The sequence below is a fragment of the Vibrio sp. 1751 genome (assembly GCF_033339895.1).
GTDB classification, from domain to species: Bacteria; Pseudomonadota; Gammaproteobacteria; order Enterobacterales; family Vibrionaceae; genus Vibrio; species Vibrio alginolyticus.
The window spans coordinates 53,883-77,165 of the sequence record NZ_JAWOVM010000008.1 but is presented as its reverse complement, the minus strand read 5'-3'; the positions used below and the strand labels follow the sequence as shown (position 1 = coordinate 77,165).

The following is a 23,283-nucleotide window of genomic DNA, read 5'->3' as shown; positions in this document are numbered from 1 at the left end:
AAAGTGAATAAAAAGACAATCCATTTGTGCGGTTCGCCCTCATTTGCATTTTGTATTTCATTCCGCTGATGTACATGTTTGCTTACATCGAAGAGGATTCATGCTCGCCTGTTCACGCAGCATTTCTTCAGCGGAATTAATGACCTCTTAAAATCTAGCAGAATTAGACCCGTGAATTCTCCATTGCATTTAATGGATTCAGTCAATTAGTGCGGCGTCGGTATAGCACTTTACAACTCACCTCCTTATACTACTGATCGATTTATCATTACCGTACTTATTTACACAATAAACAAGTGTACGGTCAGTGTTTTTCTACCTTTAACTTGCTGTGAAAATAATATGAAAAAACAAACGGGATTTACTCTAATAGAGTTAGTCGTAGTTATTGTCGTGCTCGGTATTCTTGCTGTCACTGCCGCGCCACGCTTTTTAAACCTTCAAAGTGATGCACGTGAAGCTCGTTTGGAAGGAATGAAAGGCGCTATTGCGTCAGCATTAGGCGTCGGTTATGGGAAAATGGCGATTGCGGGATTGGAAAGCAAGCCTTACGTTTCAAACTTCGTAGACAGTGCTTTAATGGCAGATTTACCATTTGACGGCTGTAATATTGGTGGTTCAAAGCGCTGTGTTTTTTTATATGGATACCCTGATTCTGATAGCGAATCGATGAAGTTACTCGTGCAAGGACTGAACGAAGAAGACTCGGATTGGAAAACATTTCATCACCCGGCTGGTTCAACAACTCGCGAAATGGTCATTGCTGCAGCCGACGAAAAAAGAGCTAGCCTTACACAATGTGGAATTTTATATGGGCCGCCGCAGACTCCAAACGAGAGTTACACCTTAGAGATTCTTCCCTGCCCTCAATAAAAATAAGGCTGCCAATCGGCAGCCTTATTTGTTTCATCTGATCGGTTTTTTACGCAAAGTTAAACACGTATTTATCCATCATATTCACCATGCGGCCAATCTCTGGCTTGGTAATCGTATCATTTGCGCCAAGAGATAGTGCTTTCGCTCGGTTATCCTCACTCATCAATGACGAGAACATAATGATCGGCATTTTATGAAACGCTTCGGTATCGCGTAGTCTCTTCACTAAGTGCATACCATCCATTCGAGGCATTTCTACGTCCGTAACCACCGCATCTAATAGCTCTTTAACTGGCAAATTTTCTTCTTTCGCGACCTCGATCAAGCTCATCAACTTCTCATGCGCCTCACCACCGTCTTTACATGTGATCACATTGTAACCTGAAGACGCTAATGTATCTTGGATCAAAGAGCGAATAAATGCTGAGTCATCCACCACCATGATCGTTTTAGCATTACGCTTACCGACCATTCTCTGGTTGAGATCCACCGACTTGTCCCCTTTCACATCGTATTTTTCCATACTCAATTCTGGGTTGATGTCTGCGATGATTTTTTCAAAGTCGAGAATCATGATCAGGTTGCCTTCTTTACGGACAACGGCTACTACACAATCTTGTTCACCCGCTTCCAAAAACTGACTTGGTGATTCCACATCATTCCAAGAGATACGATGAATACGAGAAATGCTGTCAATTAAGAAGCCATTGGTCATTTTGTTGAAATCCGTAACGATTACAAACTTGCGCTCCAGATCTTGTCGTGTTGGCACACCTAACCAACCAGCTAAGTCCACTAAAGGCGTCAGTACATCTCTGGATGAGAACACACCAATCATATGAGGTTGTGCGTTTGGATAATCGGTTGTTTCTGGCACGCGAATTACTTCTCGTACTTTCGCAACGTTAATGCCGTAATAACAAGTTTTTGTGCTGCCATCTGGCAATGTTTTTTCTAAATGAAACTCGATGATTTCAAGCTCATTGGTACCACTTTCTGTCAAAATGGTGCTGGTTACGTTACTCATAAAGCCAATTATCCAACCAAAAATACGCATCAGAAAAAGTTTGATGCAAACGCCATGAGAAGCCATTCTCTGGCTAAAAATCCAAAAGTCCTTTTTAGTCGTTACAACAAAATTTGTAAACCATCAAAAGGACGGCTAACGCACATTTCCATACCAAACCATGTAAAATTGTCTCATTTTTGAACACGACATTATGAGTGGCCAAAGTGCGAATTAACACCTCCACTTTTAGCGGCAGAGTCAATGAAAAGTTTAGAAATAATTTGAAGTGATGTTCAGCGTCAATAGCCAAACCTATCTAACAGATATCAGTACAAAGTTGGCTACTGTGCTCATGCCTGGTGTAGAACAAGCTCTCTTCAAGTGGCATGGTATAAAACTGCGCTTGTGAACACACGAGTTTAAATCGAAGCGCTAGAGGCATCGCAAGAAAATCTGAAGGCATAGAACACTGAAAGAACACTTTCAGTTTGTTAGTTTTCTGTCAGCGTAAGTTTTAAGCAATCATCCTATCACTAGGTATTTCAATACCTGACATCGTTATTCCCATAATCAAGACACTGATTTTCACTTTTGGAAAGAGTCATTTTCCTTCCTCTTAGCAAGGTTTTTCCTACAATCCTATTCATCCAATTGCGCTGTCGCCTGACAGCACACTAGTTGATGTATTAGGTGAGGTTAACTTTGAATAATGTTCTTATTATCGACGCTCAACCATTGTATAGCGAAGCACTTGCTTCTCTAGTTGAATCTATAATCAACGCAGCTGAAGTGATTCAAACCACTGACAGTGCGGAAGTGATGGATCTTGTTCGAGGCCAAAAGATTGATTTGATTATTCTAGACGTAGTGCTTGGCGACCGCGATGGTATGCGTTTAGCCAAAAACATTTTAGCGACGGGATATCGTGGCCGACTGTTATTTGTTTCTTCACGCGACTACTCGAGTCTTTCTAAAGCAGCGTACGAAATGGGCGCAAACGGCTTCTTAAGCAAGCATGAAACAAGAGAGACCATTATCGACGCAATTGTGAGTGTTTCACGCGGTTACTCAATGTTTAAGTCGACTCACACACCATCGTCGGGTAACGTAACACTTTCAAATCGCGAAGCCATGGTGTTCCATTATCTTGTACAAGGCTACTCAAATAAGAAGATTTCTGAACAACTTTCACTCAGCGCTAAAACAATCAGCACCTACAAAACGCGTATTCTGAAAAAGTACCATGCGGACACGTTGATTGAACTTCTGCATACTATTCCTCAGTCAGAAAACATTGAGTTTTGCCGCTAAGCGCTCATGTATTTTGCAATAGCACCGATTAACAACTGGTGCATTGCATCATGTCTTAAGCTTTGCTTCACCTGTACAACCACTTTTGGCCAGCCATCTGGGTAAAAATGCTCTGGCACTCTTATAAATTTATATCCATCAATTGGCGCCTGATATTCAAGTAATACGGTTGCGGCGCTTTTTTGCTTAATTAGCTTCAATACGCTGCTTACGTTGTCTAGAGCCGCAATACGGTTGATGACCATACCGTGGCTTTCCATTGCACGCTTAACGAGCTGCTCTTTCTCTTTCCAACCGATAATCTCTAACATGATAAAGGGAAGTTTGGCCGCTTCTTCCAGGGTGGTAATTCCCAGCTCTTCAGGGACAACTACCACAGCAGGCGCATAGCCGATGAACTTCTGATAAACAGATTTCGGAACATCCTCGTTGAAGTAATGTAACTGCGCATCCACTTTGCCTAGGATTATCTCTTCTATCGTATACTCTGTAATCGTTGCTATCGAAATGTGCGCCTTGGGAAACAGCGCCATTAAATCCATTGCAAGTAAATGCCCAAATGAGTATTGAGCGGTTTGCGGTAAACAAATGGTGATGTCTTTTTCGTAATTTTCCGGTTCAAACTCATCTCTAATTAGACAAGTTTCAAGCTTCTCGAGTGCATCGGAAATTTTAGGTAATTGACGTTTTAAATAGTCCGTCGGTTCCATGTGGTGAGGATGCCGAATAAACAATTCATCGTTTAGCTGGAGTCGCAATCGGGCAAGGTATTTGCTAATTGACGCTTCGCTCTTCCCCATCGCTTTCGCAACGGGCTTGAGCTGACGGTGCTTATCCAGTAAGACAAGTATTTTAAGTAAGTTTAAGTCGAGATCTTTGTTCACGTGCGACACCAAATGTAAGGTCGAGAATAAATAGAGCAATCACTATTTGTTGACTGCTCTAATATAAAAGACCACTCATTCTGTTTGGTCAAATTAATCAAACAGTTATGTCATGGTTATGTTCCGTAACTTAACATTGAGTCAATACTAGCGCTGCTTAATGGGACTTTTGTCTATGTTTTTTCATCTCATAGAGATCTTCATCTGCACGTACAATAACGTCCTGAAGCGTTTCGTGTAATTCATTCGCCGCGATACCAGTACTCACACTAACTTCGATATCCAAGGTCTTTAGTCGGTTATCTTTAACGACACTACGAAGCTTCTTCGCCAATATTGAAGATTGACTGATACTGCAACCCGGCAGAATCGCAACAAACTCATCACCACCAGTTCGAACTAGATAATCACTATTTCGAAACACTTTAGACATAGCATCAGCAATAATCCCAATAACTTCGTCCCCTACATGGTGACCGTAATGGTCATTGATTCGCTTGATCCTATCGCCATCTATTGCAATGACAGAATATGGCGCGGTTTCCAAACGACGTTTGAATTCGCTATCTTGAAAGACTCTGCGGTTAAACAATCCCGTTAAATCATCTTTCGTCACGTTCGTCAGTGCTTTCGCGAGGCGAAGTTTGCTCTCTTTAGATTCATAAGCTTTGTTGTAATACGCTAAAGTTACGAAAAAGAAGATGATAAACAAGAACACGTAATCCAGTACAATTTTACTGAATGGGTACATGTAAACGATAAGATTGTTGTTGTCTGCGACATATGATTGGGTGTACGCGAATGATGGAAAGGGGTAGCCAGCGAAATAAATCACCATTTGCTTGTTCCCATTCGCTATTTGAACATCTACCGCTTTCCCATCATTGTAAAGCGGCGAGAGGTACAATTGTTCCGAGAACTCCCCCACTAACTCACCTTGAAAGTAAACCGGACTCATGATGCTTATCGCCATGTCATCGGAGTATGTCGTTTTAAATGGTAGGGAAAACAATACCCGGTCCGTCAGTTGTTCTTTCCACGCGGCTAACACACAAGAATAGTTACTTTTACACCAATCAACATCAAATGTGGCTTTCACTCCCTCTAGCGCTTCAATCGGTCTCTCTAAGATGAGTTTGTTTCCAGTATAAGAACGAAAATACATAACGGCATTTTGTCGATTGAACGCATTTGATAAATACGCTTCAGCCTGATGAAGCGATTTCCGTGCAACAGCTTCAACGTAATTAAGTTTTTCATAACGTGACAGGGAGTAAATCGCATCTTGAAAGCTCAGCTCTGTTTGCGCTTCTACTTCACTCACGCTCATACCTTTGTATTGCTCGAGCTGCGCTTCCGTCAATAGCCCCATGAGAATTACTTTTTGTTTTATTTTGGCTAAATTATTCGCGTAAGTGTTGAACTGCTTTACTTCATAAGAAATTAACACCGCACCAATCATTGTGACAGAAGTGACGAATAGTAATGTTGCGATGAAAAGAGACAACGCGATACTTTTAAGTGTCATGATGCGGTCTTACGCCCCCGCCACTCTTGTTAGCTCAACAATGTTCTTTACGTTAAATTTATCCAATAGACGGCGTTTGTATGTGCTGACTGTTTTATCACTTATTGATAGCACTGAAGCGATTTCTCTATTGGACTTTCCTTGTAGTAAATACTTCATTACTGCACTTTCTCTGCTTGAAAGTTGTGGCATTTCTCGAACGCTGTTAACAACTTGCTTAAATTTGAAGAAGGTATACCCCTTCTCTACCGCTTCTATCGCGTCTTTAAGAATGTCGTGATTTTCCGATTTACACACATAGCCATCAGCGCCAGAACGAAAAGCCATTTGGCTGTACATTTGGCTAGTTTCAGCGGAGAAGAAAATGACTTTGCCTTCATAACCATGGGATTTGATACGTTTGTAGAAATCAAACCCATCGCAATCTGCCAAGTTCACATCTAAGATCAACAGTTGAATTTCTTCCTTTTTCAATATTTGTAATGCCATCTTCGCTGATGTTGCAGTAAATACCCCGTTTGTTTTACCTAATTCTTCCATCAACGACTTGATCGCAACACAAACGAGAGGATGATCGTCAAAGATCAAGTAATTCAATTTATTCATATCTTTCATTTAGTATGGTTATGGCTTCTAGTGGCATGGGTTTATCAATGTAAAAGCCTTGGCAAAGATCAATCCCATACTCACGTATCGCTTGCAGTGTGACTTCGTCTTCAATACCTTCCGCGACCAGTCGTATATTCAAACTTTTCGCTAACGCGCAAATAGCAACAACGATGTTGTGTTTTTTGATGTCGCATTCGACACCTTGTACAAACGAACGATCGATTTTTAACTCGTTGAATGGCAGTTGAGCCAGTTTTTCAAACGTCGATGAACCCGTGCCAAAATCATCTATTGAGACAGTGACACCGTTCATCCTCAACTTGAGTAAATTCTTGTACAGGGACGCGCTAGTCTGAAATGTATCTCGCTCTGTAATTTCAATGGTGATTTGTGATGGGTCAATCTCGCTCTCTGAACATTGCTGTAAAAAGTAGTGAGAGAACGCCGTATCTTCTAAATTTTCATGGTCTACATTGATGGATACGTTTTGCGTCAATCCGCGGTGTTTCATGTCATAGATAACATTACTCAATACAGCTTGAAACAACTCTCCAGAAAGGCGGCAACGCTCTACAATTGGCAAAAAATAATGAGGGGGTAACACACCATAAATAGGATGATTCCAACGCGCGAGCGCTTCATACCCAAGCACTTCCCCACTTTGCACATCGACTAAAGGCTGGTAATAATTTTTCACGCGCCCTTCAGCCAGAGCAAACAGGAATTCTTGATCTTCCACTTCAATAGGTTGCGCAAAGCTGACTTGTTTCGCTTTTTCATCTTTTATTTTACCCAACAAATCAACGACTTCATTTTCATCGTATGGCTTAGGCAGCTTCCCTAATACTTCAAAACTAAATCCCTCGCACATGGCTCTTACCGCAGAAATAATGGTCAATTCCATTGCACTGACCAGTACAACTTGCCCCTGGTACTGGACTTCATCGAGCATTTCCATCATATCGATGCCGTCTTTTCCGGGCATTTGGATATCACAAAAAATTACGTCAAAATGTTGTTCCTGCACACTCTGAATAGCGGCATCCACACAGTTAAAAGGGATGACTTGCGCGCAATAGCGTTCCAATATTTGCGTAAGTATTGTGGTTTGTAGCGGATGGTCATCAATCACCATCACATTAAATTGTGTATTCATTTGTCTCTACCCAATAGTTTATGTTTTCGATCTCCTGCTCGATTCGTAAAATTAGCTCCGCTGTTCGCCTGTCAAACTCCGCAGCAGTAACTCGTTCTGCCTCAATACAAAGCTCAGCCAGCATGCTTACCCCTATCGTCCCAACCGCTCCTTTGATGCCATGAATGACCCGTTTTTTGTCTCGCTCAGTCGATGCGGCGTTTAAGTTTTTTATATCTGTAGACATTGATTGACTAAACACGCGCGCAATCTCTTTTGCGTCCTGTGCTTTGAACCGTTTAATCCAGCCGGGCAGCCTCCCCCTCTCTTTTTCGCCAATAAATGGAATCAAAACGGTTTTTAATTGATTAAGGTCATAGGGTTTGTAGAGCACATCATCAATGCCGATATCCTGTGTACGTTCAATGGCAAGACGAGCATCTTCTGCTGTCACACCGATGATTGGAATAGCTTTAAATTCGGAGTTTTTCACGTGCCTAACAAGCTCATAGCCATCCATTTCTGGCATATGAAAATCGGTCAGCAGCAACACAACGTTTTCATCTTGGTTGATGTATTCCCATGCTTCGCGGCCGTTGTTCACAATGACAGGTTCGATTCCAAGTTCATGAAGCTGCATTGCTATCACGCTTTGGTTAATGGGATTATCTTCTGCGACCAGTACCGTGCCGAGAACCCAAGAAACCACTTCTTGATTTACGTCACTAAGCTTGGTGTCTTGCTGCGTTTGGCAGAGCAAATTGAACAATATATCTGGATACTTAAGCTCTCTTAGCGTAAGACTGCCAAGTACTCTTTGTTCGTCACGCAGCATTAGGCCATTAAAACTGGCATCGCTGTCGTGTATAGGGTGAAGGTTCGCCACCATTGTTTTTAACGTCGCTGGACGCATTTTCCACGCGTCACACCACTGGCGAATATTAAGTGGTAAGCTCTCGCTATACGTCCAGTTCAAACAAACGTCTGGCTCAGAGTCGCAATGCTCAATTGGCAGTTTGACGGTAATCGTCGTGCCCAAGCCAAATTGTGAATCGATGCAGAGCACGCCGCCCATGCAGTCGATCAATCGGTCAACAATGCTCAGCCCCAATCCAGTACCGCCATATTTACGCGTAATAGTGTCATCCGCTTGAACAAAAGGATTGAGAATGCCTTCGAGTTGGTCATCCGTCATGCCGATACCTGAATCCGCCACTTTCAAAATAAGCTGCTTTTCATGAAGAATGACACTGATTCCAACCTCGCCTTCCGCAGTGAATTTCACCGCATTGGAGAGCAGATTGGTGGTAATTTGCACCAATCGCAGCGCGTCGATTTCAATGAAAGCATTCGAAAATGGTTTGATTGTCACTTTGTAATCCAAACCTTTCGCGAGCGCTCGTGGTTCAAAGCTTCGAAACACATCGCACAAGGTTTTAAGCAAGTCGGTCTTAGCTGGGGCGACGGTTAAGTGCCCTGCTTCTAACTTTGAATAATCCAGTACTTCGTCTACTAGCGTATTCAAATGATTGAGCGAGCGTATGGCTTGGGCAATTAACTCGCGATTTGAATCTGCCGTCACTTGGTGATTTAGCAGATCGAGGATGCCGTGTGCTGCCGACAATGGCGTTCTTAATTCGTGACTCATGGTTGCCAAAAAGTTTTCGCGCGCACGTACCGCGGTTTGCGCTTCTTTTTGCGCATCGATTAACGCCTGCTCACGTTCTTTTTGCTGGGTAATATCTTGAATAACCGTCAGTACAAACTTGTTCTTACCGCTAGGAGAAGCGATGACTTTGCGTTCTCGATATACATGTTTAATATCAAGTTCACAGCCCGACGAGGCAACCTCTTCTGAAACACGCTTTCCAGCAATAACAGTGGTCAGTTCATCAAAATTATTCACCAGAGGAGCGTGCGTAGAATCACTTTTCAACTTACATTGTTGGCACTGTTTACTGTTGTAGTTGGCACAATTGCTCATCTCCATATGGTTATTTTCACTATGGATAAAAACCAAGCTATTGATCTCTTTGATGATGTCCATCAGCCATTGCTTTTGCGCTTCCTCATTGTCAGCATTAAATTCGGCTAACCTCACTTTAAGTCGCATGTGAGATAAGGTGAAATACGCCGCAATTAACATGAGACAGAATATGAATGAACCAGCAACAACAAATGTAGCGATCTGCTCCGCGTCATAGCCATAAGTCAGTTTGAAGCTTCGGTGAGAACGCTGCAGTTTTTCGATCTCGTTAGAATCAATGGTTTCGATGATGCTGTTCAACATGTGTTGCAGTTGTGTATTGTGGTTTGCAACCGCAAATGCATTAGAGAACGTCAAAACGTCCTCCGCATTGATCACCAAGCCATCGACTTGATCTTGTGCAATCATGTTGTGAACGATGTCGTCAGGAATGTAAGCCACATCCAAAACGCCCGATTTCAAATCGGTAAGCAGCTTTTTCAAATCATCATAATGATCAACTTGGCCTTGCTGCCAAGTGCCCAAATGAACTAACCCTTGCTTTTTCAAAGTGAGCAGAATACCCGCTTCTTTCAATGCAGATTTATCGCGCTTGCTCTGCTCCGCTTGGATAGCCACGTAATTACTGTGCATGAATGGTTTAGTGAACAACCAATCTGACTTAGGTAGCTCACCCACATAAGAAACGGGGACTATATCGGCATCAAATGCCGTTAATCCATTAGAAAGGCTCGACGTCGGTTTCACATACTTAAAGCTCAAGCCAGTACGAGACTGCAATAAGTCGATGAAGTCTGGAAAGAAACCGTCTAGCTCGCCCGTTTGCGAATCTCGGTAGAGAAACGGATAAGCTTCGTCACTGCTGCTGTAAGTTATCACTAGTTTGTTTTGATGATTACGTCGGTAATCTACCAATAACTTATCACTGATATGGTAAGGATTTTTCGAGGCGACGGAGCGAATATTTTTTCCATTTTGCTCCCACTGAAGGATTTTGTTGATGTCATCGATCAGACTCTGTTTGTCCAACGAAGCGATAAAACTCACCTCTTCGTTTTTCAACCAACTGGGAATATCGACAACCCCTTTTACAATGTCATTCAAATCCAAATATTGGGTAATACCAACATAAGTGTAAATCAGCGCGTTCGCTTTACCTCGCTTAACTTCATTAAACGCCTCTAAACGTGTTTTAACGTAATGTATCTTATCGATACCGCGTTCAGTGAGGTTGTCACAATATACACTGCCCTCAACACACACCCATTTAAGATCACGCGCATCACTATCTCGGTAAGTGGCATTCCGATACCAAACAGCGATAGTGCTCGAAAAAAAAGGCATCGAAAACAAGAAACGCTTTTCTCTTGCTGCTGTTTTACTAAATCCAACCGCACCATCAATCCTCTTGCTTTCGACATCCGCAAGTAAAGACGGAATATGCTTGTAAGTCCGAAGTTCTAACTCATAATCCAAAGCTTTAGTAATGTTAGACAAATACTCAAGACTAATTCCGTACGAAGGACCAACGCTACCGTCAAACGAGTCTTTAGCTTCGTCTTGCGCAATAACACCAACGATGACCTTCGGTTTAGGACTCTGTTTGGCAGTTGAGCAAAAAGAACTCGCTAAAAAAATTAAGGCGACGGACGATACCGTAATACTTCTAAGAATACTGAGCATGACTGCTTCCTCTGAATGGAAGCTCAGACTAGTTTTTGTCAGATAAAAGTCAAACTTCGCTCAATAGCGAAATAAAAATAAAGCTTTGATATAAAACCAAAAAACCAAAATTCGTCAGAACAATCTGACAACACAATCCACCTTTGACTACACAGCGTTTGCGTTCGGTCTCTCACCCAGACGGATATTCACTGCGAGTCGGTATACATAAGGGATGTGTGCTTTTAGGTTTGCACGCCATAGCTTTTTACTTTCATCTTGAATGATTCATCATCATTCCATGATAAACTGGCGTATTAACATGAAAGAAAGCTCAACTCCGCGGTTTCGAGCAGCTTGAAGTAAACACAGTTTTAGAAAATGCGTTCTAGTATTGTATTACTCAAGACTCACATTGCTACTTTTACAACCGCTGGAGCATTAGAAAAATTAAGGTATTAAATTCAAATGGTTAATAACTCAATCCAGTGGTTTCCTGGACACCCGCATTAAAATCCCACAACTTACCAGTACGTATTATTTATCATTTAATATCAATAATTTAAATAAAAACTCAATTCCAAAACGTCCCACCAGATATCACTACAAACCATCATTTTGGTACCCCACCTGGTACCCCACCAAATCAATTTACTATACAATGGTCTTCAAATAATCACTTCAAAGATCATTGGCCATGGCAAAACGAATCACTGATACAACAATCAAAGCTCTAGTTATCACAGACAAGGAATATACATTCACTGTTGAAGAGGGTTTGCAGCTTCGTATTCGTCCTAAGCGCTCAGACAAAGGGACGGGAACCAAAGCTTGGCAATTTAAGTACCGTCACCCTGTAACGCGAAAAATTACCAAAATTCCAATGGGCACCTACCCTTCACTACGACTTGCAGCTGCAAAACTCGAAGCCGCCGAATATCGGAAGCAAATCGCAGAAGGTATCGATCCAAAACGATTCAAAGAAGATAAACGGATCGAAGAATTACGTAAGCACAATGATAGTTTTCTTGAAGTTTCAACCATGTGGTTTGATAGGAAGCGCAAGTCAGTCAGCTCTTTTCATGCGGAACGAATCTGGAGAACACTGGAAAAGTACGTATTTGATAGCTTAGGGCCCCTTCCAGTAAGTGACATTACTCGACGTGATGCTATTGAAATGCTACGCCCTCTCGAAAAAGACGGAAAACTATCCACCATCAAAAGAATTTGTCAGAGCTTAAATCAAATTATGGAGTATGCGGTAGCAAGTGATGTGATTAACGCTAACCCATTAACCAAGATGATCAATTCATTTGAGAAACATAAAGTAGAAAACATGCCTACCATACGCCCAGAGCTGCTGGGTGAGTTTATGACTCGTTTGCGGCAGAATGAAAACATTCAAGATAAGACTAAACTACTTTTGTTATGGCAGTTGCTCACGATTTCTCGCCCAAAAGAAGCGGCTAGAACACGCTGGAAAGACATTGACTTGAATAAGCAATGCTGGACTATACCTGCCGAAGAGATGAAGCGAAGACGAGAGCACAGAGTTCCTTTAACCAAACAAGCGATCGACATCCTTGAAAAGATCAAAGTTCAAAGCAGCGGCAAAGAGTTCGTTTTTCCCAGCGAACGAAACTCTGACAGCCATGTGAGCGTCTATACGGCTAATGCTGCCTTAAAACGTAGTTTGGGGTTTAAAGATGAACTTGTTGCACATGGATTAAGAGCCATTGCCTCCACCGCTCTACACGAACAAGGATTCGATACACTTCACATTGAAGCTTGTTTATCACATATGGATAAAAATGTGACTAGAGCAAGCTACAACCGCTCTGACTTCTTCGAGCAAAGAAAAAGGATTATGTGCTGGTGGAGTGAATATATAACGAAAGCGAATCGCAGCTAATAAACAGCGAGTGAGACATTAAACCTAACATACTAAGGTGTTGAAGGTTATTTAAAGAGGCTGAGCTAAAACAGCCTCTGCCGAACGACCTAAATAGGAGCGAGTTGCACTAAAAAACGATGGCCAGTCACCGGCCCTATTTTTCCTAAGTACAGATGCGGCTAACGAGCTACGAGCTTGCTCTATCGATAGACCACGTCCTACTCTTTCTGTTATTCGCCTATTGAGGTCTTCAAGAATCACTTTTCGAGCCCTCATTAACCGAGGAGAGTTTAAATTTAGTTCTTTAATTGTTTGGCGCGCCATTTCAGCGTCTAGCCCTTGAGCTTCACAAGCGCTCTCATTTACATCCATTTGGCCCGTAGTTCGAGAAAACTTCCAAATGTTGTGGTGAGGTAAATTTAATGGGTTGAAGATAATCGTATCCAGAATTTTGTCATCTTTTGGTACATCACAAGAATAGTTTTTCCGATCAGTATCAAACCTCTGCTCAGGCTCAACAACTTTGCTTTGATTTCCACCACAGCAAACGGCTAATAAGTTGCTCCACTCCAAGCCCCAGTTAGGCTCTCCCAGATCGCGTTTTGATTTTGGATGAAAATGCTCAATACGACAGTCATCCAATACTCCGTTTGTTCCAGACAGTAAATCTTGCTCACAATATGCGCATAAATTGCCTTGATCTGTCCGTAATTGTTGCTGTGTTTCATGATACCTTGCACCGCAACAACGGAAAGTTTCTCCAATTAATTCATTATCTTCTTTATCTTTATCCCACAAAGCATCAGGGTTTGCTGCTCTAAATACACCTAGCCGATTTGGCTCGACTCCTTTATTGATTTTTTTCATTGTCTCGCTCAAACTCACGAATACGAACATCTGTTTCCAATTTTTGAAGCTCTGCTTCTGTCTGCCCACCCCATTGATATAAAGCGTTTTTAAGCTCTAGAGCCTCATTTGTATCCCATTGGTCAGCTTCTACTAGTTCCGTATAACGATTTAGTTTTTTTACAATATCAATGTGTTGAGGTCGAATATTGCCTCCCAAGACGTCTTCCAACATTCTTGTACTTTCAGAGCCATATGTACTAGTTCCTGTTAATAATTTTGCTTCACTTTCATCGGCAGAAACAATGCGAATTGATTCAGCATGAACAGTGGTAAGTACTTGGGGACTATGTGTGGTAACAATAAATTGGACGTTTTTAAACAAACTTGTTAGATCGTTTAGAACTTTCTGCTGCCATCTCGGATGTAGGTGAAGCTCAATCTCATCGATTAGAACAATCCCATTCACTGCTAATGGGTTATTACTGGTAGGGTTAAGTAAATAGGCACGTCGCACTAAGTCGATTGTTAAAGCAACCATATTTCTATAGCCTTCGCTTAGTTGCTCTAAGGTAAGCTTTACACACTCATCCTTCTCATTTTTCCAATGCACGACAACATCATTGCTGTTTTTATCAAACTCTATGCTCTTTGCTCGCTCTACAATCTGATAAACAGCCTCAGAGACAAGTCTCTTCGCCGAGTGGATAAACTTGTGATCTTTTAGCTCATCACGCTTTCGAAGTTCATCTACTTCAATTTTCGAGAACCAGTTTTTTATAATGCCGTAGTTCACCTTAGCATCTAGAGCAGAGTCATAACCTTCGCCACGAATATCTTTTTCGAAGGGGTTTATTGCTACTTTAGAACTTGTTGGGGTGAGGGCGCGACTTGTTCCATAGTAGGCGATCAATGGAAACTCAGATTGGCTATCAACCAACTGACTGGCATAGCCAGTTAATGCTGCAGTCCCTATCTTAGGTGGCTCTGATGTCCCGGCTCCTTTTGCTACAAGATCCCAGCTCAAGCTTGATGTTGTCTCAATCGCTATACGAGCATAACTCGCAACCCCATTCAAACTGACATGAATGTCCGATTTTTTTATCAGCTTTCCTTTTGCATCAGGCATAGCTGTGAGAAAAGGACCAAGCCCGCACGCTACCGCTTCTAATATTGAAGTTTTACCAGCACCATTTTCTCCAACCAATACATTCAAAGAAGCATGCATTGGCACTTTGAAATCCGTGTATCCCCTAAAGTTGCTTACAGTGACCTCGCTAACTTTGAGGTCTTTACGTACGTAAAGAGAAGGATCTAAGTTAAATTGTCTTTCTGTTATCTGCCGAGAATGTAAGCTAACACTAAATCGGCCATCATTGTCACAAGCCTCAACAATCGCATTTATGTTGTCGGGTGAGAGAACATTTCGACCTCGAGCTGGTTCATAGAACAACGAAGCATCGACAAACTTAACTCTATTGCTATTTTTATCCCCTAACCCTGAGTTGAGAACAAGAAGCACTGTCGGAATTGACGTCGAGTAATGGATGTTTCTAGGTAATAAAATGACCTGTTCGATAACTCCCTGAGATACTAAATACTCACGAACCTTGGCTTCAGAGCCTGTTCTCGTTAAGGCCCCTAGAGACATTCCGACTAACAGCTTACCTTTCTCTGTAAGAGCTGACAGCATTGATAGCGTTATAAACCAATCACTTCTACTTTCTGGCAAAATACTGGCTACGTCTAGCCACTCATTACGCATTGAATAATAGATTTTTTCCCGAGATGATTTGGGGATTTTCATTCCAAAAGGTGGAAAGGAAACAATTAGATCGTATTTATTTTCCTGATAGGTAGGCTGCGATAAGGAGTCTCCAAAAAAGTCTCTACCTTTTATTCCCCTGATTACTCGGCTTATTATTAGTTGAAAATAAGCGTCCTTGTTGACTTCTTGAGTATCTATACAAACTCTTTCTTTACTTACATTGGAAAAAGAAAATGCTGTGTTTCCAGCCCCTGCGAATGGGTCGCACACTGACTTTGGTTGATAGCGCAACCCGAGCGCAGTGACCAAGTGGTTCACATCTTTGGGAGTGTAAAACTCACTTCCTGATTTACCTTCATTTTCAGCAAAGAGTAAGTCTAGTTCAGATAGAGAAAGTGACGCTATGGAAGAGCTTCTATTTAATAGCCCGTCTCTGATTGCATGACGAACAAAAGACTCATTAATGTTGTCGAATGAACGTAATGTGTTTTCTAAGTAATCGCACAGAAAATTGGATAAATCGCGATGAATTAATCCTAGATGGACAGCATGATTTATAAGTTCGTAAGAATATTGGGCAATAACATTAAATGAATCAAACCTTGGTGCATCAAAATGCTGACCAGTGTTTGATTGGAGATAACGTATGAAGAAAATTGAATACGCTAATGAGCGATAGTTCGATATAGGAGAAGCACCACGAACATAATCAAGTATCTTCCATATTTCTCTTGCCTGAGCTTTAGCCAATTTCAGGTCTTCATCGCGATATGTCATTTCTTATCTCATTACTTAACGTTTAACGTATAGAGCCCTTAGTTAATCAAGCTGTCTCTATTCATTCATGCTGCTATTTTGCTTCATCATGTCAAAAATCAAATCAACATAACTTGCCATTACCTGAGGGTCTTTGAGTAACGTTCGGGCGATATCGCCTTCTTTCAGCAGAGCCTGCACAACTGCTTGTTTCACTGCTTGAGGTAAGTCGCCTTTGAGGGCTATCGACTTGTCGTGCTTTTCTACCTGCTCAACCACAATTGGGTTTTGGATGACACGAGTAATGGTGCCGTTGGCAAAGTTTTGGCGACCTGGTTCATCACCAACATCACCAAAGAGTTCGTTCAATCGACGAATGATGTCTTTTAGAAAGACTTTTTCCCTGTCGTTAGGATCACTTGGGTTAGGTGTTATCGGCGTAAGAGGTTGTGCTACACCATCAGGTAAATCGGTAGTTGAAGGCTTTATCTTGTATTTTTCTAGCACAAGAGCACTGAGGTCGATGTTTTCTGGTGTTACCCCTTTCAATCGACGCGCAAGCAAATGGGCAAACGCGGCAAAGTTTTCCAGTTCAGGATCGCCAAACTCAATCAATTGCGCCATGTAGCTGTAGTGCTTCACAAATCGAGCCAAATCTGACTTGAAACGCATCAGCGCCTCGCGTTGTTTGGTGAACTCGCTGCGTTGCGATTCTGCGTAGTTCGCAGCTTTCTCATCACCAGCAAGGTGGGCTTTGTTGTATTGCTGATCCCAATGGTTTGCGGCATCAACCAGCTCTTTCAACTTAACGTTGAACACATCGGTAGGGCGTTGCGTGGCAGCAAGCAGCTTTTTGTGCGCGTGGGACTTTTTATCGGGTGTTTGGCCGAGAATCGATTTACCACGCGCTTGCTTAAATGACTCTAAATCTTGATGATTGTAGATGCTTTGCTCATCCAGAATCTCTTTGATGTCATAGATGACATTGACATCTTGCACTTCGTTGAGCTGCGCGCCTTTGTCGTACTTTTTAAATGCATTGAGAATAGTCTGCGGCTCATTGGCAAAATCAATTACGTAAGTCGTGTCTTTGCCTGGGTAGGTGCGGTTTAAGCGAGACAGAGTTTGCACCGCTTCTACATCTGAGATTTTCTTATCCAAATACATGGCAACCAATTTTGGTTGGTTAAAGCCCGTTTGGAACTTGTTGGCGACTAACATTACGCGATATTCGGTTTTCTCAAACTCATGGCGCAGGTCGGCTCCATGCGTGTCTGGGTTTAAGTTGTACTCGGTGTACTCTTTATCGAAATCAATCCCTAATGGGTCTTGGCTATCTTCATCACCCAAATCTTTACCCGGTACTTTTCCGGAGAAGGCAACCAAGGCTTGAATACCCTCGATACCATGCTTTTTGATGTACTTATCAAAGGCGAGCTTGTATTTCACAGCCTGCGGTCGGCCTGATGTTACCACCATGGCTTTGGCTTCACCTTCCAGTAGGTGGGCGATATTAGCCTTGAAGTGTTCAATAATGAATTCGACTTTTTGGCTGACCGTAGTTGGGTGCAGTGACATCCAGCGCGCCAAGGCGCGACGGGCCTGTTTGCTGTCTACGCGCTTCTCATCTAGGTTGTTCTCACCAATTTTGTAAGCCGTATCGTAGTGGGTGTAATTCTCCAGCACATCAAGAATGAAGCCTTCATCAATGGCCTGACGTTGGGTGTAGAGGTGAAACGATTCTGGCTTGTTTTCATCTGACACTGGTTGGCTAAGATCTTTAGGCCGACCAAACAGCATCTTGGTGCTGTGTTTAGGTGTGGCAGTGAAAGCGAAGTGCGAAATACTCTTGGGCATAACACGTGCGTCTTGCACTTTTTTCAGCACTTCTTCGATTGTCATTTTCTCAAGCTCTTGAGGGCTGAGGTTCAATGTTAGAGCAGCACGTAAACCTTTTGCATTTGAGCCTATTTGAGAAGTGTGCGCCTCATCAATGATCACCGCAAAGTTACTTTGCGCCAAAGATTGATTGGTCAGAATCGCCTCTAACGCATACGGGAAGGTTTGAATCGTTACCACAATGATCGGCGTGCCAGTTAGCAGCGCTTTAGTCAGTTGCTTTGATTTCGACTCGCTACTCTTTTCGCGGTCAATAGCCTTGATCACCCCATATTGATGATCGAGCTGCTGCACCGCATCTTGCAACTGCGAATCCAGCACGGTGCGGTCGGTCACAATGATCACGGATTTAAAGACCGCTTTACCATCGGTGCTGCGTAAACGAATCAAATCATGGGCTGTCCATGCGATGGTGGAGGTTTTCCCTGAGCCAGCGCTGTGCTCGCAAAGATACTGCATGCCTGCACCGTTCTGGCGGGCATCGTCAATCATCTTGTTTACCGCATCAAGCTGATGGTAGCGGGGGAATATTTGCGTTTCTTTGGGAACTACTTTGCCATTGCTGTCAGTCACCTGTTTGGTTTCGACATACACAAAGCTGTAGAAGATGCGCAGCCAGTTATCTTTTTGGCCGATCTCTTGCCAGAAATAGCTGACCGGATATTCGCCATTTTTACCTAGTAGGTTGATATGCACTGGTAGATCAGAGGTAGAACCATCGTGCCCTTTGTTAAAGGGCAGAAAATAGGTGTTTTCACCCGCCAGTTTGGTCGCCATAGCAATTTCGGTATCCGACATGGCAAAATGCACTACTGCTCCACGCTTAAAGGTTAACAGCGGTTCTTTACGTTTGGTTTTTGGATCAACTGGCAATCGGTCTTGCTTGTACTGCGCAATGGCCGATTCTATCGACTGGGTGAAATCGGTTTTTAGCTCTGCGGTGGCAACGGGTAGTCCGTTGATAAAAAACACCAAGTCAATTTCCCACTCGCGGGTCGGGCAATATTTCAGTTGGCGCACCACGCGCAAAATATTGTGCTCATAACGGGCTATACGCTCCTCATTGCGCGCATCTTCGGGTTTGCGTTGGCCCATGGCAATGGTGCCGCAACCTGCAATGGTAAAGCCTTTACGCAACACATTAATGGTGCCGCCTGTTTTACTAGCAAGTGCTTTTTCCAGGCGCTCCAGTAGCACCTGCTCGGCATTTGCACCATGCAGTTTATTCAGCTTGTGCAATGCATCGGGTTGTGTGGTTTTTACCCAATCCATAACATCTTGCGGGTAAATGGCGCGTTGCTGGTCATAGTGGCTGGAGTGGCCTTCTTTCCAGCCATTGTTCACCAACTGCTCGGTAATATATTGTTCAAAATGCACTTCATGATGTGCTGCCATTACACCGCCTCCCTGACGTCGATTTTCCCTGTGACAGCCGCGCTGATCAGAGATGTGCGATGTTCATTTAGTAACAAGATTGATCTATTCGTTTCTTCTAAAAGCCTATCAAACAACTTAGTTTTGCTTTTTATGTTACTCACAATCGCTAGTTGTTCTTCGTGAGGCGGGACTGGGACTGGGAAGCCGCAAATATCTGAGCAAGTAATAGCTCCTTTAGTACTTCCAGCCCCTGAAGATTCATATCTTATTCTTCCATATTGAGAGGTTAGCCAGAAATGCAAGAACTCAGGATCTAGTTCTTTTTGAGTGATTGATATCGCAGCTAAATGCTGGTTGATCGTAGCGTCAATTTTGCTAATGGCTACACGTCCTCTTGTCTGCCCTTCACCAGTGATAGCCATCAGTATATCGTTTGGTTTAACTGCCTGAACACTGGTAACTTTAAGCGCTAGCTCAGTGATGTATTGATCTGCATTTTCAATATAAACATCATTAACTTTTGAACTGTTTAACCATCCAATAGTGCCTCCGTTCCAATAATCACCAGTATCTCTGTTTGGTGTGGCTCCATTCGATACTTTGGCTAAGTATTTAATTTTGGATAATTTCCAGTGGGATGGAATCACCTCTAGCCAATAGTGATTTGATTTCATTAATTCCACATCGGGATTAAGCCCCTTTGTGACCACATGGCTGATCAGTGCTTGGCGTTTTTCTTTGAGCAGCTTAATAAAGGTCTGCTTTTCTTCGATCAGACTGTCGATGCGCAGAGTTTCGCGATCAAGGAATGTCGCAATGGCTTTTTGTTCTGAATCGTTTGGGATGTAAACAGCACAATCTGCGATATCTTTGAAAGAAATGGTTTGTCTGATCCCTGCACCCAATGTCTTCATATGGCGCACATCAAACAGATAAAGCAACCATCTGAGATAGGCTTTATCAACAACGCCTAACGATTTGAGGACGATATAGCCTGAGCTAACAATAACGTCGATATCTGCCAATGCTGTTCGCAAACTCTTCAAGTCATAGTTCAGATTCAGAGGGTTGATGAGAAACTCCCCGGACAATACCTCTTGGTATGCAGCCTTTGTCTCCTCGCTTAAACGCTCTGAATCTTTGAACACGACGTGCCCAAAACTAATAGAACCACAAGGTAATTCTAAATTTTGTGTCTTCGGTTTTTCGTTAAGTAGGAACTTGAATTTGTTCTTGGTCCAATGCTTAGGAACCTTACCTAACCAACTAATATCACTTTGCTGATACTCAGTGTACGGACGCATCATTCCGCCACCTCATTCAGCAATGCCCGAATGCGCGCTTCACATGCCTTTAGCTCACCGTCAATTTCACCCAGATCGCGTGGTGGCACGTATTGGTAGAAATAGCGGTTAAAGTTAATTTCATAACCGACAATGCCCACTTCACCGTCTTTTTCATCACGCACTGAGTGATCGATGAAGGCATCCGGCACATGTGGCAGTACCTCTTGCGTAAAGTAATCTTCAACATCACGATCAAAGGGAATGTTTTCGATGTCTTTGAGTTTAGGGTCGGCGATCACTTGGCCTTTTTCATCCAGTGCAGGCTCGAATTGCGGATCAATTTTTACAAAGTGCGAAGTTAAGCCCGAGGCCAATGCCTTAGGGCACTTACCAAAGTCACCTTTATTGTGATTTTGTTTCGCTGCCAAATGAGCCCATTCATAAGGCTGAAGGCCAAGGTTATCTGTAAGGTATTGCACCCAAGCGGTTTGTTGTTCTGGCTTGAGCTTTTGAAATGCCACTAAGTCTTTCAGCTGGGCGATACCATTCTCAGTAATATTGAGTTTGGCGCGCAGCGGACGTTGAATGGTCACTTTGCGATAAGCAAAGTCGGTGGTATTGAAAATTTTGCAGTTATCGCTGGCTTCAAAGTCATCGTATGCACGAACAATATCGTTGATCTGCACATCGCTGAGGTACTTACGCTTACTGCCTTGCGACTTACGCATTGGCGTCCAGATGTCTGCCAAGTTAATCAGTTGCACCTGATTCTTGCGTCTTGGTTCTTTATGGTTAGATAAAATCCAGATGTAGGTGCCAATGCCCGTGTTGAAGAACATATCGGTTGGCAGGGCAACAATCGCTTCGACTAAATCTTGTTCCAGCAGCCAGCGGCGGATTTCTGATGGGCCTGAGCCTGCATCGCCGTTAAACAATGGCGAGCCTGAGAGGACGATACCGACGCGGCCACCGCCGTTTTCAGGCGTTTCCATTTTTGATACCAAGTGCAACAAGAACAACATGGAGCCGTCAGAGATACTTGGTAAACCAGGGCCAAAACGACCAGCATAGCCAAGGTTTTTGTGTTCTTTAGTCACTTCGGTTTTGGCTTTATCCCACTTAATGCCAAAAGGCGGGTTGGCAAGACCGTAGTGGAATTTATCGGCGCGTAATTGATCGTCTGATAGGGTGTTGCCTTGCTTGATGTTGTTGGCATCAAAGCCACGGATCATCATATTGGTTAGCGCCATGGCATGGGTCGCGGGGTCGAGCTCTTGACCAAAAGGCACGACTTTGGCGCTGCTGCCCATCTCTTCAATTTGGCTGATGGCATCGGACAGGAAGCCACCCGTACCACAGGTTGGGTCATAGATGGTGCGGATCACGCCTTTCTCATCAAAGATTTCTTCGTCCGCTGCTAATACAAGTTTAGTAGCAAGACGCACGGCATCGCGCGGGGTCATAAATTCCCCTGCCTTTTCATTCACCGAGCTGGCGAACTTAAAAATCAGCTCTTCATAGGCATCGGACAATACACGGTCGGATACCACCTCTGGATGCAGGTCGAGGTTGGCAAAGTAGCTCACCATGCGGTAGATCAGCTTGGCTTTTTCCAGATCTGCAATGGTTTGACCAAATTTGAACTCATCAAAGATGGTACGCACGTTTTTGCTGAACTGGCTGATGTAGTGTTCTAGGTTGTCACTAGTGTCTGATGCACCTAAGGTTTCCAGGCTGTATTCACTGGTGTTGTAAAAGGCGAATCCCGCAACTTCTGGCAACACTAAACCAAGGTCAATGCCCGATTGTTTCTCGGCCAGATAGAACTTGCGTACTTCTTCACGGGTGGGTTCCAACACGCATTCAATACGACGCAGTAGCAAAAAGGGCAGGATAATGCGTGCAAAGTCGGTGTGTTTGAAATCACCCCATAGATCATCTGCCATGCGCCAAATAGCACTGGAGAGTTTGGCGCTTTGTTCTTTGTCTTGTAAGTTCATTGTGGTACCTGAAATTTTTTGATTCGACTCACCGCCATGCGGTGAAATATATTAATTTGTGTGCAGTCTGCAATAAGTTGATTCGCTGGAAAATAAACATTACCTGACACAGCATTTGTAGATCACACTAGTTAGTTTTGGGGCTTTTGACTTTCGATCCAAGCTTCAAGGTCTTCACGTTTGAAACGCCAAGAACCGCCGACTTTGAAACCAGGAAGCTTTCCTTCGCTTGCTAATCTATATGCTGTTTTTTCGGCCAGCTTTAGGTAAGCAGCCACCTCGTTCAAGGTTAAAATTTGGTCTACCATTCAGAGTGTTATCTCATGTTGGTTTTATTCATCAGAATTTATGGTGAGAGAATATGGGAAAATTGGGGAATCGGCAATGTGAGATAACTCAATACAAGACTGAGTGCATAGAAAAAATACAAATCCCCACCAGCTTCCGCTAGTAGGG

Annotated in this window: 15 protein-coding genes; 3 read left to right on the top strand and 12 right to left on the bottom strand. The window is 43.1% G+C overall.

Features of this window, described 5'->3' with window-relative positions; all coding sequences use genetic code 11:
• Positions 1 to 342 precede the first annotated feature (342 nt).
• Entirely contained in the window at positions 343 to 873 is a 531-nt protein-coding gene (locus tag R7041_RS05100; protein WP_042520741.1) for a prepilin-type N-terminal cleavage/methylation domain-containing protein, read from the top strand.
• 49 nt (positions 874 to 922) lie between these two features.
• Here R7041_RS05100 and R7041_RS05095 read toward each other — a convergent pair whose 3' ends face one another.
• Entirely contained in the window at positions 923 to 1,903 is a 981-nt protein-coding gene (locus R7041_RS05095) for a chemotaxis protein (protein WP_064369682.1), read from the bottom strand.
• Positions 1,904 to 2,587: 684 nt separating this feature from the next.
• On the opposite strand from R7041_RS05095, the gene R7041_RS05090 reads away from it, so the two are divergent.
• Complete coding sequence (locus R7041_RS05090; protein WP_017635344.1) at positions 2,588 to 3,196, top strand: response regulator transcription factor; 609 nt, start codon at positions 2,588 to 2,590, stop codon at positions 3,194 to 3,196.
• Here the strand turns inward: R7041_RS05090 and R7041_RS05085 are convergent.
• The 5 genes from R7041_RS05085 to R7041_RS05065 all read right to left on the bottom strand — a co-directional run bounded on the left by R7041_RS05085 (position 3,193) and on the right by R7041_RS05065 (position 11,022).
• Positions 3,193 to 4,080, bottom strand: a complete 888-nt coding sequence (locus R7041_RS05085; protein WP_017635345.1) for a LysR family transcriptional regulator — start codon at positions 4,078 to 4,080, stop codon at positions 3,193 to 3,195. The two genes, R7041_RS05090 and R7041_RS05085, sit on opposite strands and share 4 nt — an antisense overlap.
• Positions 4,081 to 4,237: 157 nt before the next feature.
• Positions 4,238 to 5,608: a GGDEF domain-containing protein gene (locus R7041_RS05080; protein ID WP_017635346.1), complete on the bottom strand. Its 1,371-nt coding sequence runs from the start codon at positions 5,606 to 5,608 to the stop codon at positions 4,238 to 4,240.
• Between the two features lie 9 nt (positions 5,609 to 5,617).
• A complete protein-coding gene (locus R7041_RS05075) occupies positions 5,618 to 6,214 on the bottom strand; it encodes a response regulator transcription factor (RefSeq protein WP_158159339.1) in 597 nt (198 codons plus the stop codon).
• Complete coding sequence (locus tag R7041_RS05070; RefSeq protein ID WP_206948991.1) at positions 6,207 to 7,373, bottom strand: EAL domain-containing response regulator; 1,167 nt, start codon at positions 7,371 to 7,373, stop codon at positions 6,207 to 6,209. The genes R7041_RS05075 and R7041_RS05070 overlap by 8 nt, the downstream gene beginning before the upstream one ends.
• The gene (locus R7041_RS05065) at positions 7,357 to 11,022 is read right to left on the bottom strand and encodes an ATP-binding protein (RefSeq protein WP_206948990.1); all 3,666 of its coding nucleotides are present in this window, start codon (positions 11,020 to 11,022) and stop codon (positions 7,357 to 7,359) included. The genes R7041_RS05070 and R7041_RS05065 overlap by 17 nt, the downstream gene beginning before the upstream one ends.
• A gap of 676 nt (positions 11,023 to 11,698) precedes the next feature.
• On the opposite strand from R7041_RS05065, the gene R7041_RS05060 reads away from it, so the two are divergent.
• Complete coding sequence (locus tag R7041_RS05060) at positions 11,699 to 12,913, top strand: tyrosine-type recombinase/integrase (RefSeq protein WP_225467768.1); 1,215 nt, start codon at positions 11,699 to 11,701, stop codon at positions 12,911 to 12,913.
• Positions 12,914 to 12,964: 51 nt separating this feature from the next.
• Here R7041_RS05060 and R7041_RS05055 read toward each other — a convergent pair whose 3' ends face one another.
• The 6 genes from R7041_RS05055 to mads1 all read right to left on the bottom strand — a co-directional run bounded on the left by R7041_RS05055 (position 12,965) and on the right by mads1 (position 23,135).
• Complete coding sequence (locus R7041_RS05055) at positions 12,965 to 13,762, bottom strand: retron system putative HNH endonuclease (protein ID WP_225467770.1); 798 nt, start codon at positions 13,760 to 13,762, stop codon at positions 12,965 to 12,967.
• Positions 13,746 to 16,286: an N-6 DNA methylase gene (locus tag R7041_RS05050; RefSeq protein WP_225467772.1), complete on the bottom strand. Its 2,541-nt coding sequence runs from the start codon at positions 16,284 to 16,286 to the stop codon at positions 13,746 to 13,748. The genes R7041_RS05055 and R7041_RS05050 overlap by 17 nt, the downstream gene beginning before the upstream one ends.
• 57 nt (positions 16,287 to 16,343) lie before the next feature.
• Positions 16,344 to 19,559: a type I restriction endonuclease subunit R gene (locus R7041_RS05045; protein ID WP_225467773.1), complete on the bottom strand. Its 3,216-nt coding sequence runs from the start codon at positions 19,557 to 19,559 to the stop codon at positions 16,344 to 16,346.
• The gene (locus tag R7041_RS05040) at positions 19,559 to 20,848 is read right to left on the bottom strand and encodes a restriction endonuclease subunit S (protein ID WP_225467775.1); all 1,290 of its coding nucleotides are present in this window, start codon (positions 20,846 to 20,848) and stop codon (positions 19,559 to 19,561) included. Before R7041_RS05040 ends, R7041_RS05045 begins: the two co-directional genes overlap by 1 nt.
• Complete coding sequence (locus R7041_RS05035) at positions 20,845 to 22,827, bottom strand: class I SAM-dependent DNA methyltransferase (protein WP_225467777.1); 1,983 nt, start codon at positions 22,825 to 22,827, stop codon at positions 20,845 to 20,847. The genes R7041_RS05040 and R7041_RS05035 overlap by 4 nt, the downstream gene beginning before the upstream one ends.
• A gap of 131 nt (positions 22,828 to 22,958) precedes the next feature.
• Complete coding sequence (mads1, locus tag R7041_RS05030; RefSeq protein ID WP_225467779.1) at positions 22,959 to 23,135, bottom strand: methylation-associated defense system helix-turn-helix domain-containing protein MAD1; 177 nt, start codon at positions 23,133 to 23,135, stop codon at positions 22,959 to 22,961.
• Positions 23,136 to 23,283: the final 148 nt, after the last annotated feature.